This window comes from Devosia sp. 67-54 (assembly GCF_001899075.1).
Taxonomy (GTDB): Bacteria; Pseudomonadota; Alphaproteobacteria; order Rhizobiales; family Devosiaceae; genus Devosia_A.
On record NZ_MKVA01000001.1, the window covers coordinates 18,481 to 35,168 of the forward strand.

General features: G+C 65.6%; 14 protein-coding genes. 5 read left to right on the plus strand and 9 right to left on the minus strand.

Annotation, left to right across the window (positions count from 1 at the left end; translation table 11 throughout):
• Positions 1 to 10: 10 nt before the first annotated feature.
• The 4 genes from BGO82_RS00095 to BGO82_RS00110 form a co-directional block, all read right to left on the minus strand.
• The gene (locus tag BGO82_RS00095) at positions 11 to 541 is read right to left on the minus strand and encodes an arsenate reductase (azurin) small subunit (RefSeq protein ID WP_291303499.1); all 531 of its coding nucleotides are present in this window, start codon (positions 539 to 541) and stop codon (positions 11 to 13) included.
• Between the two features lie 165 nt (positions 542 to 706).
• Positions 707 to 2,026: a sigma-54 dependent transcriptional regulator gene (locus BGO82_RS00100; RefSeq protein WP_291303500.1), complete on the minus strand. Its 1,320-nt coding sequence runs from the start codon at positions 2,024 to 2,026 to the stop codon at positions 707 to 709.
• On the minus strand, positions 2,016 to 3,476 hold the full coding sequence (locus tag BGO82_RS00105) for a HAMP domain-containing sensor histidine kinase (RefSeq protein WP_291303501.1): 1,461 nt from the start codon (positions 3,474 to 3,476) through the stop codon (positions 2,016 to 2,018). The genes BGO82_RS00100 and BGO82_RS00105 overlap by 11 nt, the downstream gene beginning before the upstream one ends.
• Positions 3,473 to 4,330 (minus strand): PhnD/SsuA/transferrin family substrate-binding protein, encoded by an 858-nt coding sequence (locus BGO82_RS00110; protein ID WP_291303502.1) that lies wholly within the window; start codon positions 4,328 to 4,330, stop codon positions 3,473 to 3,475. Before BGO82_RS00110 ends, BGO82_RS00105 begins: the two co-directional genes overlap by 4 nt.
• A gap of 167 nt (positions 4,331 to 4,497) precedes the next feature.
• On the opposite strand from BGO82_RS00110, the gene moaA reads away from it, so the two are divergent.
• The 3 genes from moaA to mog are packed head-to-tail and all read left to right on the plus strand — an operon-like array spanning position 4,498 to position 6,690.
• Positions 4,498 to 5,511 (plus strand): GTP 3',8-cyclase MoaA, encoded by a 1,014-nt coding sequence (gene moaA, locus BGO82_RS00115; RefSeq protein WP_291303503.1) that lies wholly within the window; start codon positions 4,498 to 4,500, stop codon positions 5,509 to 5,511.
• A gap of 14 nt (positions 5,512 to 5,525) precedes the next feature.
• Positions 5,526 to 6,212 carry a molybdenum cofactor guanylyltransferase MobA gene (gene mobA / locus BGO82_RS00120; protein WP_291303504.1) on the plus strand — a complete coding sequence of 229 codons (687 nt, stop codon included), beginning with the start codon at positions 5,526 to 5,528 and terminating at the stop codon, positions 6,210 to 6,212.
• Positions 6,166 to 6,690 (plus strand): molybdopterin adenylyltransferase, encoded by a 525-nt coding sequence (gene mog / locus BGO82_RS00125; RefSeq protein ID WP_291303505.1) that lies wholly within the window; start codon positions 6,166 to 6,168, stop codon positions 6,688 to 6,690. The genes mobA and mog overlap by 47 nt, the downstream gene beginning before the upstream one ends.
• A gap of 580 nt (positions 6,691 to 7,270) precedes the next feature.
• Here mog and guaA read toward each other — a convergent pair.
• The 5 genes from guaA to BGO82_RS00150 all read right to left on the minus strand — a co-directional run bounded on the left by guaA (position 7,271) and on the right by BGO82_RS00150 (position 13,586).
• The gene (gene guaA, locus BGO82_RS00130; protein ID WP_291303506.1) at positions 7,271 to 8,839 is read right to left on the minus strand and encodes a glutamine-hydrolyzing GMP synthase; all 1,569 of its coding nucleotides are present in this window, start codon (positions 8,837 to 8,839) and stop codon (positions 7,271 to 7,273) included.
• Between the two features lie 45 nt (positions 8,840 to 8,884).
• Positions 8,885 to 9,367: a TspO/MBR family protein gene (locus tag BGO82_RS00135; protein ID WP_291303507.1), complete on the minus strand. Its 483-nt coding sequence runs from the start codon at positions 9,365 to 9,367 to the stop codon at positions 8,885 to 8,887.
• A 32-nt stretch (positions 9,368 to 9,399) separates the two neighbouring features.
• Complete coding sequence (locus BGO82_RS00140) at positions 9,400 to 10,698, minus strand: RsmB/NOP family class I SAM-dependent RNA methyltransferase (RefSeq protein WP_291303508.1); 1,299 nt, start codon at positions 10,696 to 10,698, stop codon at positions 9,400 to 9,402.
• Positions 10,698 to 12,200 carry an IMP dehydrogenase gene (gene guaB, locus BGO82_RS00145; RefSeq protein WP_291303509.1) on the minus strand — a complete coding sequence of 501 codons (1,503 nt, stop codon included), beginning with the start codon at positions 12,198 to 12,200 and terminating at the stop codon, positions 10,698 to 10,700. Before guaB ends, BGO82_RS00140 begins: the two co-directional genes overlap by 1 nt.
• A gap of 105 nt (positions 12,201 to 12,305) precedes the next feature.
• A complete protein-coding gene (locus BGO82_RS00150) occupies positions 12,306 to 13,586 on the minus strand; it encodes a hypothetical protein (protein WP_291303510.1) in 1,281 nt (426 codons plus the stop codon).
• Between the two features lie 168 nt (positions 13,587 to 13,754).
• Between BGO82_RS00150 and BGO82_RS00155 the strand changes: the two genes are divergently transcribed.
• Positions 13,755 to 15,161 (plus strand): DHA2 family efflux MFS transporter permease subunit, encoded by a 1,407-nt coding sequence (locus BGO82_RS00155; protein WP_291303511.1) that lies wholly within the window; start codon positions 13,755 to 13,757, stop codon positions 15,159 to 15,161.
• Positions 15,158 to 16,558, plus strand: coding sequence for an MFS transporter (locus tag BGO82_RS00160; protein WP_291303512.1), 1,401 nt, complete (start codon positions 15,158 to 15,160; stop codon positions 16,556 to 16,558). Before BGO82_RS00155 ends, BGO82_RS00160 begins: the two co-directional genes overlap by 4 nt.
• Positions 16,559 to 16,688 lie beyond the last annotated feature (130 nt).

Here is a 16,688-nt window from a genome sequence, read left to right on the forward strand (position 1 = left end):
ATATCTCCCCTCAGAGCACGTTCGACAGGCGGCCGTAGAGCAGCTCATCCACGCCTTCGGCGTAGATGTCACCCTTGTCGTCCACTCTCAGCACGTATTGCGGCAGGTTCTGCGTCGCGTGACCCCAGACCTGCTGGCCACCGCGCTCGCAGTCGAAGCGCGAGTAGTGGCCTGGGCAGTTCAGGGTCTTGTCGCCAGAGTTGTAGGCGAGCGGGAAACCCTTGTGCGGGCAGGTCGTCGAGAAGCCGACAATGTCTTGGTCGGGGCCGACACCACCTGGTACCTTGGCGCCGAGCTTGAGCAGCACGCCTGGAGCGTCGGCGTCGGGATAGCCTACCTCGAGCGGAATGTTCAGAACAAGATCTTGAACGTTGCCGAGCCGGTTCGCGGGATAGGTGACGAGGGCGGAGCCCTGCGAAGGCGTGGCGGCCTCGGCGGCGCGCGGCAGCATGGTGGCTGCCGCCACCCCCGCCGCTCCGAGCGTTGCTCCTGTCAGAAAGCGGCGTCGACCAACGTCGACCATCGCGTCGCACTTTTCCACGCGTTCCTCCCGAGACGTGTTGAGTCGGGGGAAGTAGTGCAAAGGGTGTGCCACGGGCGCGTGAGCTCCGTGCAGCGTGCCCTGCGAGCGAGGTTTCTTCAGTAGGTATCGTTCAGGTAAGTTGAGACGTTCGGATTTCCGAACGTCGTTCGACTTGCCGAACGTCTAGTGATGCTCGCCGGTCCTGATTTCGAGCCGGCGCATCTTCTCCCAAAGCGTGGTCCTCGAAATACCGAGCAGCTTGGCGGCAGCAGCCATCTCGTTACCGGTGATCTCGAGCGCTCGCATGATCTGCGTCCGCTCGGCCGCGTCGCGGGCAGCCTCCAGCGACACGAACGACGGGACGGGAGCGCCTCCCCGCCCTTCCGGAAAGAGGTCCGCCGGCATCAGGAGTGTGCCGAGCGCGAGGGCCACGCCACGCTCGATCCGGTTGCGCAGCTCCCGTACGTTTCCGGGCCAGGAATAGGCTTTCGCGGCCTCCTCGGTGAGCGGGCTGATACCGCTGAGACCCGCATCGAACTGTTCGACCGCGCGATCGAAGAACAGCTCCATCAGCCAAGGGATATCCTCTGACCGCTCACGCAACGGGGGTACTTCGAGCGAGACGACATTGATGCGGTAGAGGAGGTCTTCGCGGAACTTGCCGTCGCGGACCAGCCGGGCCAGGTCCACATTGGTGGCACAGACGACCCGCGCTTCGAATTCCACGAGCTTTTCGCCGCCCACGCGGTGAAATCTTCGCTCGTCCAGGAGCCGCAGGAGCTTGGCCTGCAGCGACAACGGCATCTCGCCGATCTCGTCGAGAAACAGCGTTCCCGCCCCTGCCCGCTCGGCATAGCCAAGGTGGCGGGACTGGGCGCCGGTGAACGCACCGCGCTCGTGACCGAAGAGCTCCGACTCCATCAGCTCGACAGGAATGGCGGCGCAATTGACGGCGATGAAGGGTCCGGGATCTGGAGCGGCTTGATGGTAGAAGGTGGCGCAGACCTCCTTGCCGGCACCGGTCTCGCCGGTCAGCAGCAAAGTCGAACGGGTCCTCGCAAGGCGGGTCAGCGTGCGGCAGAGGGACTTCATGGGCGCGGACCTGCCAAGGGCTTCGTCGTCGCCGTGCTCCTCGCTCGGCAACACGCTCGCGAGTTGCTGCAGGAACTCCGCCATCTCAAAGGGTTTGGCGAGGTAGTGCGCGGCGCCGGATCGCAGCAGCCGGACGGCCTGGTCGATGTCGGCATAGCCTGTGATGAACAGGAACGGCGGCATCGGCTTGCGCTCGCTCATGGTCCGAAAGACGTCTTCCCCGCTCATATCGGGCAGGCGCATGTCGGAGACGACCACATCCGGAACCGTGCGCTCGAGGCCGGCGATCGCTTCCTTGCCGTTGGTCCACAGATTTACCGTCGCCCCTTCCAGCGACAGGCGCTGCTGCAGAGACTGCCCCATGATGGGATCGTCTTCGAGAAGACCGATGGTGCGACCGCTAAGCAACATGCTGGCTCTCCCCTTCAATACCGACCCGCCGCGGGATGCGCAGACGCATGGCCGCCCCCGGGAGCGAGCTATGACCGGCCGTCAGGGTGCCTCCCAACTCAGCCGCCATCCGCTTGGCAATCCACAAACCCAGCCCGGTTGTCCCGGCCACGGGAGATTCCGAGCCGGCCGCACCCAAAAAAGCCTCAACGTGCGCCGGCAGGCCCGGCCCGGAGTCCTCAACGTCGACCCAAAGGTCCGCGGCGTCAACCTGCGCCCTGACCAGAACGGTCCCGCTCTCGGGCACGGCGCTGCAGGCATTCAGCACCAGGTTCAGAACCACCTGGCGCACCGGAAAAGCGTCGACTTCGAACTCCTTTGGGAGCTGGTTCTCCCAGATCAGCTCGATACGCTTGCGCCGAACCTCCGGGCGAACCAAGAGCCGGACGTCGTCGATGTCGGCGCCGAGAAGATTGCGAACCTGCCGGTCGGGCCGGTAGGTGGCGAGGACCGACCTGACGGCGTCGCGAATGCCGAAAAGGCCGCGCTCGAGAAGCCTGGCGACGTCTTCTCGGACCTCGGGGCGCGCACCGTGGACCTTGAGTGTGTCGAGCGCATTGAACAGGCCGCCCAGTGGATTGTTGATCTCATGGGCGAGCCCCGAGGCTAGGCGGCCCAGGCTCGATAGCCGCTCCTCCTGCGCAAGGCGGCCGGTGAGCGCCTCGCGGTCAGCCATGGCCTTGGCCATGTCGTTGAACTGAGCGAAAAGCCTTGATGCCTCGCTACCAGCATTGCGCATCTCTATTTCCGAGATCGGCTCGACCCGGCCGTCAGCGGCCCGCTGCAGGGCGGCGAAAAGCACGTTCACCGGCCGCACCATGCGGCGCACCATGAACCAGCCGAGGGCGGCCAGGAGCACGGTCAGCGCCGCGTTTGTGCCCAACAAGGTCCACAGCACCTGGGCTCGCTCATGCACAAGTGCAGCAGTATCGAGTTCGGCGTAGATGTCGCCAATCATGCGTCCCTCGACGACGAGCGGCCGTGCAACTGTTGCCCGTCCCTGGCCGCCTATTTCCACTTTCCCGGTCGCCGATGCCGGCACCGGGAACACATCGGCGATCTTGGCGCCGATCGGAGCGGCCCGCGGGTCGGACGCAGCAAGCACAGCGCCCTGTGGATCCGCGACAACGGTCTGCAATGGACCGACGGCTTGATACAGGCGTCTGGCGCGATCGAGGGCGTCGAAGATTTCCCAGGTGTCCTGTCGCAGGACGGGATCGACGATCGCTGACTCGACGCCATCGAGATAGGCGTCGGCCAGATCATTGAGCTGGCGCTCCTGGGTTGCGACCAGCCTCGAAAAGACAACCTGCGAAACGCCAGCGCCGATCACGATCATCAGGACGACGACAAGCGCCGGCACCTTGAAGGTGAGAGGCAGCCGGTCGGAGATGGCCGTGAACCAGGTCATGCCCGTTTTCGCACCAGTTCCATGTTCGCCCCAATCGTGTCGAACAGCGACGGCGGCTCGGCCGAGAAGCTGTCGAGTTCGAGCATCGCCAGGACTTCACGGCCCGTGGGATCGGCCTGCATGCCCAGAAGGGCCTTGGTCAGGAGTCGAGTGTTTTCGGAATTCGCGGTCGCCGCGAGGCACGCGACCGGCGGGAAGCCATACCAGGCCGAGGCCCGGACCACCCTGGTGGCGGCCACCAGGTCGGGCTCCATGGTCCTCAGAACCTCGTACACGTAGCCGTCGACGCTGCCGCTCTGGGCGAGCCCCGACCCCACCGCGCGGACGACGTTGCGGTGACCGTAGGTGTAGAAAGTCTGGCTGAAAAAGGCCTCGGGCGAGATGGCTTTCGATGCGAGCTCCGCAGCCGTGACCAGGTAACCCGAATTGGAATCCGGGTCGGAGAAGGCGTGGATATCGCCCTTCAGATGCTCGAGATCGGTGGCCGTGCGGGCAGCGTCCGAGATCAGATATGACTGGTAGACCGGCCGGCTGTGCCAGACGGGCACCGCGACAAGCTGCATCTGGGTTTTGTTCGCGACATAGGGAAAACCGCAAACCCAGGCGGCGTCGACCTGGCCAGCCAGGATCATCGCCGTGATTTCCTGATAGGTGCGCCGGGTGACGAGCTGCACCGGTCGGCCAGTGGCCTGCTGCAGATACGATTTAAGCTTGTCGAGGAGATCGAGGTCCGAGGTCAAAAAGACCGGCGTCAGGGCAAATTTGACGGTCGCGGGGCCGGCCGCAACTGCTTGCGACGCGACCAGACCAGCCAGCGCTGCTCCTCCGAGTGCCAACACGTCGCGTCGGCCCATTGGGTCCGTTTGATGCGCCACGAGCTCTCCCTGTGCCGTTCCTCTGACGGGGCCGGCATCAGGAATCGTAACACGCGGACAGAGCATCCGCCAATTAGGCCCGGTTCTTGCAAGGTCTTCACAAAAGCGCACCCGCTCAGCTCGGGTGCCGCCGGGGAGGATGCAAAATGAACGCCGCTATTCCAGGAACTCTGATTGACCCCTTCGCTCGGCGCATTAGCTATCTGAGGGTCTCGGTTACCGACCGTTGCGATTTTCGCTGCGTTTACTGCATGGCCGAGGAAATGACTTTCCTGCCGCGGCGCGAGGTTTTGACCCTCGAAGAGCTCGACCGGCTGTGTTCGGCCTTCATCGAGCGCGGCGTTCGAAAACTGAGACTCACCGGCGGGGAGCCTCTGGTGCGCAAGAACCTGATGGCCCTGGTCCGCTCCCTGTCGAGGCACCTCAAGTCCGGCGCGCTCGAAGAGCTGACGCTCACCACCAATGGCTCGCAGCTAAGCCGTTTCGCCCACGAGCTCGCCGACGCGGGCGTTCGGCGGATCAATGTTTCTGTCGACACGCTCGACCCCGAAAAATTCCGGGCAATCACCCGGCGGGGCGACCTGGGCGTCGTGCTTGCGGGCGTCGACGCTGCCCGAGCAGCAGGCCTTGCCGTAAAGATAAACGCCGTCGCCCTCAAGGGCGTGAATGATGATGAATTCGATGGCATGATCGAATGGACCCACGGCAATGGGATGGATCTGACGCTGATCGAAACCATGCCGCTCGGCGACATCGATGCGGACCGCACGGACCAGTACCTGCCGTTGTCGATCGTTCGCGACCGGCTCGCGGAAAATTGGACGCTGGAGGATGTCCCGTATCGCACCGGCGGCCCGGCCCGTTACATGCGCGTCGCCGAGACCGGCGGACGAATTGGCTTCATCACCCCGCTGACGCACAATTTTTGCGAGACATGCAACCGGGTGCGGATCACCTGCACCGGAACGCTCTTCATGTGCCTTGGGCAAGATTCCTCAGTAGACCTGCGCGCGCCACTCAGAGCTTCGGAGGGTGACGAGGCGCTCCATCGGGCCATTGACGAAGCGATTTCGCGCAAGCCGAAGGGCCATGATTTCATCATCGATCGGGCTGGCGCCAAACCGGCGGTGAACCGGCACATGAGCATGACGGGCGGTTGAGGCGGCGGGCGAAAGTGATCTCCGAAAACGCCATTGTTGGCGTCATACTCGCGGGCGGCAAATCCTCGCGAATGGGTACCGACAAAAGTCTGCTTCCCATCGGGGGCGAACCGATGTTCCAGCGGGTCGCGACACGGCTTGGCCGGCAAGTTGGCCGGATTGTCGTCAGCGCGAACCAGGACCCAGAACCGTTCAGGGCCGCTGGTCTGCCGGTCGTTGCCGACAGCTTTGTCGACCGCGGACCGCTGGCGGGTTTCCTTGCTGGAATGATCTGGGCGTCCGCCGTCCCAGACGCAACGCACATTCTGACTGTCGCCTGCGATACGCCATTCTTCCCGATCGATCTGGCCGAGAGACTTTCCGCCTCCCTGGTGCTCGATCGGGCGGGTATGGCGATCGCTCGGTCCGCCGGACGCGACCACTATGTCTTCAGCCTGCAGCCGATCGCGCTTGCCGACGAGCTAGAGCGGTGGATCGTCGCCGACGCCGATCGTTCCCTCAAGGGCTGGATGCTCAAGCACTCGGTCCATGTCGTCGACTTCGACCTTGATGCCGATCCCTTTTTCAATATCAACCGACCGGAGGACATGCGGGTGGCGCGGGATCGCGTCACGGCGGAGGATAAGGTCAGCTACCTCTCAGGGAGACGCCGACGTGAAGATCGGAATTCTTACGGTTTCAGACCGCGCGAGCCGCGGTGAGTACGAGGACATGGGTGGTCCTGCCATCGAGGCCTACCTGCATGCTGCGATCTCAACGAGTTGGGAACCGATCAAGCAGATCGTGCCCGATGGCCTCGCGTCAGTGCGGGATGCGCTGCTGAGGATGTGCGGAGAAGGTGCGGGGCTGATCCTTGCGACCGGCGGGACCGGCCCGTCAGCACGTGACGAAACGCCAGAGGCAATGGCTGCAGTGATCGAAAAGGACCTACCCGGCTTCGGCGAGTTGATGCGCCGAGTGAGCCTCGAACAGGTGCCAACCGCGATTCTCTCGCGGCAGTCCGCAGGCATCCGGGGGAAGACCATGATCGTGACACTGCCCGGCAAGCCAACGGCCATCAAGGTCTGCCTCGATGCGGTGTTTCCTGCCGTACCCTATTGTTTAGATCTTATCGGAGCCGGTCGGATCGATACACATGCATCGGTGGTCAGGGCATTTCGTCCGGCGATGTCTACCTAGCCGGTTGGCGGCAATATCCCGGCGATATTGCACCCGATATCCTCGGATCGATGTTCAAGCGGGATATCTCGAGAACGTTGTTTTAGCAGCGTCGCTCGCCTCGCCAACGGCATTGTCGTAGGCCTCGGCGCTGAGACCCTCTACGTGCTCGATCATTGCCAATGTCGGCGATGTCGAGGCTGGGTTCGTTCTGATAACCGTTTCTATGGCGCCTTGCACGCGCAGAACAGTCGAGCTGATCTCGCCATATCTAGCGGTTGCCATACGGCCGCATAGTGAAAATCATCATTGCAGTTTGCTAAGCTCCGCAATCAGGAGGCAATGTCTGCTTTGGGCCAGAAGTGGACCTCTGTCAGCGGCCGAAAGGTGTTGCCACGGCCGCAACGCAGACCCGCCTTTGTGCCCCCTACTCTACTCCAACGCTCGCTCGTTCAACGACGACACCTTGCGTCCTATCAGTCAAACGCGCAGATCGGTCCCACGCGTTTTGAAGTGGAGGACACAGTGGTGAGGCAAGTGGGCGTGGTCAGATCGATGTCGAGAACGCCGCCGAAACTACGCTACTGCCGCCGATTGCCCCCTACTCCCACTCGATGGTGCCCGGCGGTTTGCTGGTTACGTCGTACACCACGCGGTTGATGCCGCGGACTTCGTTGATGATGCGGGTGGCGACCTTGCCGATGAAGGCCATGTCGAAGGGGTAGAAGTCGGCCGTCATGCCGTCGACCGAGGTCACGGCGCGCAGCGCGCAGACGAATTCGTAGGTGCGGCCGTCGCCCATGACACCCACGGTCTGCACCGGCAGCAGCACGGCGAAGGCCTGCCAGATCTTGTCGTAGAGGCCGGCCTTGCGGATTTCGTCGAGATAGATGGCGTCGGCGCGGCGCAGGATGTCGAGTTTTTCGCGCGTGACGCCGCCGGGTAGCCGGATGGCGAGGCCGGGTCCGGGGAACGGGTGGCGGCCGACGAATTTGTCGGGCAGGCCGAGCTCGCGGCCCAGCGCCCGCACCTCGTCCTTGAACAGCTCGCGCAACGGCTCGACCAGTTGCATGTGCATGCGCTCGGGCAGGCCGCCGACATTGTGGTGCGACTTGATGGTGACCGAGGGGCCGCCGGTGAAGCTCACGCTCTCGATGACGTCGGGATAGAGCGTGCCCTGCGCTAGGAACTGCGCGCCGCCGAGCTTTCTGGCCTCGGCCTCGAAGGTTTCGATGAACAGCCGGCCGATGGTCTTGCGCTTGGTCTCGGGGTCGGCCTCGCCCTCGAGCGCGCCGATGAAGGTGTCGGCGGCGTCCACGTGGACGAGCGGAATGTTGTAGTGGTCGCGGAACATCGACACCACCTCGTCGGCCTCGTTGAGCCGCATCAGGCCGTGGTCGACGAACACGCAGGTGAGCTGGTCGCCGATCGCCTCGTGGATCAGCAGCGCCGCCACCGATGAATCGACGCCGCCCGAGAGAGCGCACAGCACCCTGCCCTTGCCCACCTGGGCGCGGATCTTTTCGATCATGCGGGCGCGGTAGGCCGACATGGTCCAGTCGGATTTGAGCCCGACGATATTGTGCACGAAGTTGGCGAGCAGCTTGCCGCCATCGGGGGTGTGCACCACCTCGGGATGGAACATCGTGCTGTAGCGCTTGGCGTCTTCGTTCACGGCGATGGCGAAGGGCGCGTTGGGCGAGGTGGCCACCACCTTGAAGCCGGCCGGCAGTTCGGTGACGCGGTCGCCGTGGCTCATCCAGACCGGGTAGCGCTGGCCGATTTCCCAGACGCCCTCGTAGAGGGCCGACGGCTCCCTGATCTCGAGGTCGGCGCGGCCGAATTCGCGGGCGTGGCCCCCCTCCACCTTGCCGCCGAGCTGCAGCGCCAGCGTCTGCTGGCCGTAGCAGATGGCGAGGATCGGCACGCCCGACTGCAGCACCTCATGCGGGGCGCGCGGGCTGCCCTCGTCCGTCACCGACGCGGGGCCGCCGGAAAAGATCACGCCCTTGGGCCGCATGACGCGGAAGGCCTCGGCCGCCTTGTTGAAGGGGTGGATTTCGCAATACACCCCGGCCTCGCGCAGGCGGCGCGCAATGAGCTGCGTCACCTGCGAGCCGAAATCGATGATCAGGATGGAGTCGACGGCAGTCGCTGCTGGCTCTGTCATGGCCGGGAAATATAGGCGCCGGCCGGATTGCGCAAGCAGCCGCGGCTAGTTCAGCACGGCGATCGCGAGGTTGAGGCTGGAGGCGAAGGCCACCCACAGCGCATAGGGCACGAACAGCCAGGCGGCCGTGCGATCCTCGCGCCAGCTCGCGGCGATGAAGCCGAGAATCAGCAGCAGGATGACGGCGATGATGGCGAACGCCGGCCAGGGCTGGTGCAGCCGGAACCAGATCGGCGACCAGGCCCAGTTGAGCACCATCTGCAGGACCCACAGCACCATGGCGCCGCTGCCCGGAGCGCGCAGGAAGGTGCGGGCCCCGGCGATGCCGATCAGCACGTAGAGCGTGAACCAGACCGGGCCGAACACCCAGTTGGGCGGGTTCCACGGGGCCTTATGCAGCGCCTCGTACCACGCATCGGGGAGGGTATTGACGCCGATGACGCCGCCGACCACGCACACCACCACGATGAAGGCGATGGTGGCGCCCCAGGCGCGCGGACTCCGCAGATCGATGGCCGACGCTGTCATGATCGGTGAACGTATAGCGGGCCGATCGGGTTTCAAAGCCCCGGAAGACGCCGCATCAGGCTGACGAAAAACCCATCGGTACCAGTGCGTAGCGGCGTCAGCAGAACGCCGTAAGGGCCGACATGGGCACGGTTTTCCGCCCCTGGATGCAGGCTCTCGAGCAGGGGCGCCATGGGAACCATGTCGAAGTCGGCATGCCCCGCCAGGAAGGCGGCGACCTGCCGGGAATTCTCCTCATCGAGCACCGAGCAGGTAATGTAGACCAGCGTGCCGCCGGGCCGCACGTAGCGGGCGCCGTCGGCGAGGATGGCGGCCTGCTCGCCGGCGCGGGCGGCGAGCTGTTCGGCGGTGAGCTTCCACTTGGCGTCGGGACGGCGGCGCCAGGTGCCCGAGCCGGTGCACGGCGCGTCGATCACCACGCGATCCATGCGGCCGGCGAGGTCGTCGAGCACGCTATCGCCCGGGGCGCGCACCTGCACGTTGCGCGCGCCGTTGCGCTTCAGGCGGTCGTATATCGGCGCCAGCCGGTGGCGGTCGCTGTCATAGGCGAAGATCTGGCCTTTGTTGGCCATGTCGGCGGCCATCGCCAGCGTCTTGCCGCCGGCGCCGGCGCACAAATCGAGCACCTGCTCGCCGGCCGTCGCCCCTGCCAGGGCGGCGACGATCTGGCTGCCCTGGTCCTGCACTTCGAACCAGCCCTTGAGGTAGCCCTCCTCCACCTGCACGTTCGGGGTGCGGCTGTCGCGCGTGCCGGCGGCGATGCGCAGGCCGTGCGGGGCGATGTCAGTGGGTTCGGCACCGAAGCGCTCGAGCGCTTTCAGCACCCGCGCCCGGTCGGCGCGCAGCGTGTTGACGCGCAGATCGAGCGGCGGCCGGCCGGCCAGGGCGCGGCCCTCGTTGATCCAATTGGCGCCGAAGCTCTTTTCCAGCGACGGCACCGCCCAGTCCGGCAGATCGGCGATGACGTGCCCGGGCGCCCCGACCCACGGCTCGTGCCGGCTCAGGCGCTGCACCTCGTCGGCGCTGAGGATCGCCGGCGCATGCGCATCGGCAGCGAACAAATCGTTGAGCTCTTCGGGGGTGCTGCCCCAGTCGCGCACCGCGACGCCCAGCACCAGGGCACGCGGCGTATCCTCGCCCATTGCGAAGGCGTGGCTCGCCCGGCGGCGCAGCGCGTCGTAGACCAGATTGCCGATGGCGGCGCGATCGCCCGCCCCGGCGAAGCGATTGTTGAGACCCCAGCTCTTGAGCGCCTCGGCCACCGGCCGATGCCGCCGGTCGATGTCGTCGAGCACCTCGATGGCCGCCGACAGCCGGCCGGGCAGCCGCATCAGATGCCGCCGCGATAGTTCGGCGGCTCGCGCGTGATGGTCACGTCGTGCACGTGGCTCTCGTTGAGCGCGGCGCCGGAGATCTTCACGAAGGTGGCGTTCTGGCGGAACGCCTCGAGGTCGTGCGCGCCGGTGTAGCCCATCGCGGCGCGCAGGCCGCCGGCGAGCTGGTGCAGCACGTTGCCGGCCGGGCCCTTGTAGGGCACCTGCCCCTCGATGCCCTCGGGCACGAGCTTGAGCTGGTCGCGCACCTCCTGCTGGAAGTAGCGGTCGGCCGAGCCGCGGGCCATGGCGCCCACCGAGCCCATGCCGCGATACGCCTTGTAGCTGCGGCCCTGGTAGAGATAGACCTCGCCGGGGCTCTCGTCGGTGCCGGCCAGCAGCGACCCCACCATGGCGCAGGACGCTCCGCCGGCCAAGGCCTTAGCCAGATCGCCTGAGAATTTGATTCCGCCGTCGGCGATGACCGGAACGCCGCTCTTGTCGGCCTCCTCGGCACACGCCATCACCGCCGCGAGCTGCGGCACGCCGACGCCGGCGACGATGCGCGTGGTGCAGATCGAGCCCGGCCCGATGCCGACCTTGATCGAATCCGCGCCGGCATCGATCAGCGCCCGCGTCGCCTCCGCCGTGGCCACGTTGCCGGCGACGATGCGGGTCGAATTGCTCTCGCGCTTGACGCGCTCCACCGCCTCGGCGACGCGCACCGAATGGCCATGCGCGGTGTCGATGACCAGCAAGTCGACGCCCGCGTCGATCAGCGCCATCGAGCGCTCATAGCCCTTGTCGCCGACGGTCGAAGCCGCCGCGACGCGGAGGCGCCCCTGCGCGTCCTTGATGGCCATGGGGTTGAGCTGGGCCTTCTCGATGTCCTTGACGGTGATGAGGCCGATGCAGTTGCCGGCATCGTCGACCACCAGCAGCTTTTCGATGCGGTTGGCGTGCAGCAGGCGCTTGGCCTCGTCCTTGCCGACGCCGTCGCGCACAGTGACGAGATTGGCATGCGTCATCAGCTCGGAAATCTTCTGCCGCTCGTTGGTGGCGAAGCGCACATCGCGATTGGTGAGGATGCCTACCAGCTTGCCGGTGGCGCGGCCGCCGGCGCCGCCATTGGCAACCACCGGAATGCCGGAGATGCGGCTGGCGCGCATCAGCGCCAGCGCGTCGGCCAGCGTCGCGTCCGGGCCGATGGTGATGGGGTTCACCACCATGCCGCTCTCGAAGCTCTTGACCTGCCGCACCTGCTCGGCCTGCGCCGCCGGCTCGAGGTTGCGGTGGATGACGCCGATGCCGCCGGCCTGCGCCATGGCGATGGCCATCTGGTGCTCGGTGACGGTGTCCATCGCGGCGCTGAGGATCGGCAGGTTGAGCGCGATGTCCTTGGTGACGCGCGAGCCGATGTTCACGTCGGTCGGCAGGACGTCGGAGCGGGCGGGCTGCAGCAGCACGTCGTCGAACGTCAGCGCGGCGTCACCGGTGATGGAGGTAATGATCTTCGCCAAGGGCGGCCCCTTCCGTGCTGCAAAAAACAGGAAGCCCGCGCTGCGACTCGGTCGCCCCGCGGGTTGGCGAGGGTCAATATCATCGGCCCTCGGCTTTGGGAAGCGTCAGGCCGCCTCGAGCTGGGCCACCAGCTTTTCCACCCGCTCGATATGGGTCAGATGCCGCTCCTCGACGACGAAATTGAGCGTCATGTATTCGCGGCCGGGGCAGAAGGTGCAGATGTTGGTCGACTGGTGGAAGGCGCCGCAATAGATCGGCTCGATCATCCATTCGGTCAGCGGGCCCATGCTGCGGTGCGGCGGCACCAGGGTCAGCACCAGATCGGCGGTGGTGCCCTGCAGGCGCCAGAACTTGTCCGAGATCAGCCATGGCGCGACCTTCTTGAGGCTCCGCATCGCCCGCATCATGGCGAGGATCATGAGCTGGAACCTGGTCAGATCCTTGCTCTCGCTCGCCTCCATTTCGGCGTCCACCGCCTTGGCGTAGGTCGCGAAATCGGTGGTGAACGGGAACTTCGCCTCGAGCGCCCGCACCCGGAAGAAATCGTCGTCCGAGGCGGTGCGCTTGGTATCGAGCATGGTGTAGGCGGCGGTGATCACCTTGTCCTTCACCCGCCGGTCCTTCTCCGAATGCAGCGCATAGGTGACCAGCGCGAAATACAGCGAGCGCTGCCGCACGCCGAGCTTGGTCGCCAGCGCGCGGATGCGCTGGCGCGGCAGGGCCAGCGTCTTGAAGTGCAGCGGCCGTTCCTTGGGGTTCACCAGCACGGCGGCGAGCCCCGAGATCAGGGCCATGGAGTAACCGGCGAACGCGCCGCGGGCACGCTTGATCCAGGCGAGGCGGTTGCCCTTGTCCGACTGGATGCCGTGGTTGGCCGTCTGCGACCGCGTCAGCAGCGCCGCGTCCGACCCCTCCAGCAGGCAGTGCGCCGAGCGCACCTGGATGATCGAGGCCCGGCCCTGACCGTCCGGCCCGCCCTTGAGATTGGCGGCCATGACGCGGAACAGCGGCAACTCGGGGTGCTGGAACACGTCCTGGCTGTTCGACAGCCATTTGTCGGGATAGCCGTCGAAGCTGTCGACCTCCTCGACCGAGGTGATGGCGTCGAGGATGTGCTGCGGGAACGGATAGCCCGGCCGCGCCCCGACGAAGCCGTGCGTCAGCTGCGGCGCCAGCGCCACCATCTGGGCGGTCAGATTGGCAATCGAGGCCTTGTCGAAATGGCTGCGCGAAAACGCCGTGAAAAAGATGGTGTCCTTGCCCTCGAGCAGGAACCACTGGAAATCCGTGAACAGGGCGTGCGGGTTGTTGCGAACGGCCTCGGCGGCCAGATCGAGCGCCACCGCATGGTCGGAGGCAAAGCTCGAAGACGAAAAACTCTTCATTTTGACCCGTATTTTTAGCTGGCTCTACCTACCACGACATGGTGCGTGGGGGTCAATCGGCCTATGAGTTTCACGAAAGCGCGATTGTAACATTTTAGCTTGCCGCGCCCTATGGTTAGGATCATAGCCAATGTGCCGGCTCCCTTCATTCGCCGCCAAGTTCCTCAAGTGATCCGCCTCACCCCGCTCATCCTGGCCGTCGCCCTGTTCATGGAGAACATGGATTCGACGGTGATCGCCACGTCCCTGCCCGCCATCGCGACGGACATCGGGACCAGCCCGATCGCCCTGAAACTGGCCCTCACCTCGTATTTCGTGTCGCTGGCCATCTTCATTCCCATCAGCGGCTGGATGGCCGACCGGTTCGGCGCCACCAACATCTTCCGCGTCGCCATCGCCATTTTCGTGATCGGCTCGATCGCCTGCGCCTTCTCCAACTCGCTGCCCACCTTCGTGGTTTCACGATTCCTGCAGGGCATCGGCGGCTCGATGATGACCCCCGTCGCCCGCCTGGTGCTGATCCGCGCCACGCCGCGCAACGAGCTCGTCGCCGCCATGTCGTGGCTGACCGTCCCTGCCCTGCTCGGGCCGCTGAGCGGCCCGCCGGTCGGCGGCTTCCTCACTACCTATCTCAGCTGGCACTGGATCTTCTGGATCAACGTGCCGATCGGGGTGGCCGGCATCCTGCTCGCCACCCGCTTCCTGCCGCCGCCCGAGCCGCGAACGCCGCGGCCCATCGACCTCGGCGGCTTCTTTCTCACCAGCATCGGCTTTGCCGGGATCATCTTTGGGCTGTCGGTGATCAGCCTGCCGGCGATCCCGCAATGGGCGGGCTATGTGGCGGTGGCCGTCGGGCTGGCCGCGATGGTCGTCTATTTCCGCCACGCCGGGCGCACCGAGCATCCGCTGCTCGACCCCACCCTGTTCCGCAACCGGGTGTTCCGCACCGCCGTGCTCGGCGGCAGCTTCTTCCGCATCGGCATCGGCGCGTTCCCCTTCCTGATGCCGCTGATGCTGCAGATCACCTTCGGCTTCACGCCGTTCGAATCGGGGCTCACCACGTTCGTTTCGGCGTTCGGCGCCATCATCTCGAAATTCGGCGCCACGCGGCTCTATGCCCAGTTCGGCTTTCCGCGCGTCCTCGCGGTCACGGCGCTGCTCGGCTGCGTGTTCCTCGCCATCAACGGCTTCTTCACGCCCGCGACCAACCACTACCTGCTGATGCTCTGCCTGTTCGTCGGCGGGCTGACGCGCTCGTTCTTCTTCACCGGCGTCAACAGCTTCGGCTATGCCGACATCAGCGAGGCCGAGGCCAGCCAGGCCACCGCCATCGCCGCGGTGGTGCAGCAGATCAGCGTGGCGCTGGGCGTCGCCGTCGCCGGCGGTATCCTCGAGGCCAGCACGCAGATCCGCGGCGGCCCGCTCGATCTCGTCGACTTCCACATCGCCTGGTTCATCGTCGCGGCGCTGGCCACGGTGAGCGCCATCCAGTTCCTGCGGCTGCCGCCCGACGCCGGCGCCAATGTCTCCGGCCACCAGGTCAAGCCGATGCCGAAAGCGGAAGCCGTCGCGTGAGTTCCCGCCTGGTGCCGTTGATCCTCGCCGTCGCCCTGTTCATGGAGAACATGGATTCGACGGTGATCGCGACCTCGCTGGCCGACATCGCGCACGATATCGGCTCCGAGCCGATCGCGCTGAAGCTGGCGCTCACCTCCTACCTCGTGGCGCTCGCCATCTTCATTCCGATCTCGGCGTGGATGGCGGACCGCTGGGGGGCGCGCAACGTGTTCCGCGTCGCCATCCTGATCTTCATCGCCGGCTCGATCGCCTGCGCGGCCTCGAATTCGCTGCTCACCTTCGTGCTGTCGCGGTTCCTGCAAGGCTTCGGCGGGGCGCTGATGACGCCGGTGGCGCGGCTGGTGCTGGTGCGGGTGACGCCGCGCAACCTGCTGGTCGACGCCATGGCCTGGCTCAGCATCCCCGGACTCATCGGCCCGATCGTCGGGCCGCCGGTCGGCGGCTTCATCACCACCTATTTCAGCTGGCACTGGATCTTCCTCATCAACGTGCCGATCGGGCTCGCCGGCATCGTGCTGGTGACGTGGTTCCTGCCCGACTGGTCGCGCAACGCGCCGCGCCGCATGGATTTTGCCGGCTTCGTCATGACCGGGCTCGCCTTCGCCGGCTGGGTGTTCGGCATTTCGGTGCTGACCCTGCCCGCCCTGCCGCTGAGCGTCGGCTATGTGACGCTGGCCGTCGGCACGCTCGGCTGGATCGCCTATCTGTGGCATTTCCGGCGCACCCAATATCCGATCCTCGACCTCCGGCTGTTCCGTTTCCCGCTGTTCCGCGCCACGGTGGTGGCCGGCACCTTCTTCCGCCTCGGCACCGGCGCCATGCCGTTCCTGTTCCCGCTGATGCTGCAACTCGCCTTCGGGATGACGCCGTTCCAGAGCGGCTCGATCACCTTCGCCACGGCGGTCGGCTCGTTCGCCGCCAAATTCGTGTCGGAGGCGATCCTGCGCTGGCTCGGCTTCCGCATCACGCTGATGATCGCCACCTTCATCACCGTGCTCGGCCTCGTCGCCATGGGCATCTACAGCCCGGCGACGCCGCTCGGGGTGATGCTGCCGCTGCTGGTGATCACCGGCTTCTTCCAGTCGATCTTCTGGACCGCCACCAACGCCTTCACCTTCGCCGACATCGAGGACAAGGACGCCGGCCAGGCGACCGCCATCAGCCAGGTGGCGATCCAGCTGTCGCTGGCGTTCGGCGTGGCGCTGGGCGGCGGCGTGCTCGAGGCGCTGCGTCTCACCCATGGCGGCGAGCCGCTGCTGGGCGATTTCCACGTCGCCTTCTACGTCATCGCCGCGGTGGCGCTGATCGCCACGATCCTCTTCGCATTCCTGCCCAAGACCGCCGGCCAGCACCTGACGCGGCATGGCCGCGCGCTGGAGGCGGTGGCGAAGTAAGCGGTGAATGGTGAATGGCAAAATGGTGAATGGTAAGTGGCGAGCGGAGGAGCCCCCTCCCATTCACCATTCACCATTCACCATTCACCATTCACCATTCACCATTCACCATTCACCATTCACCATTCAC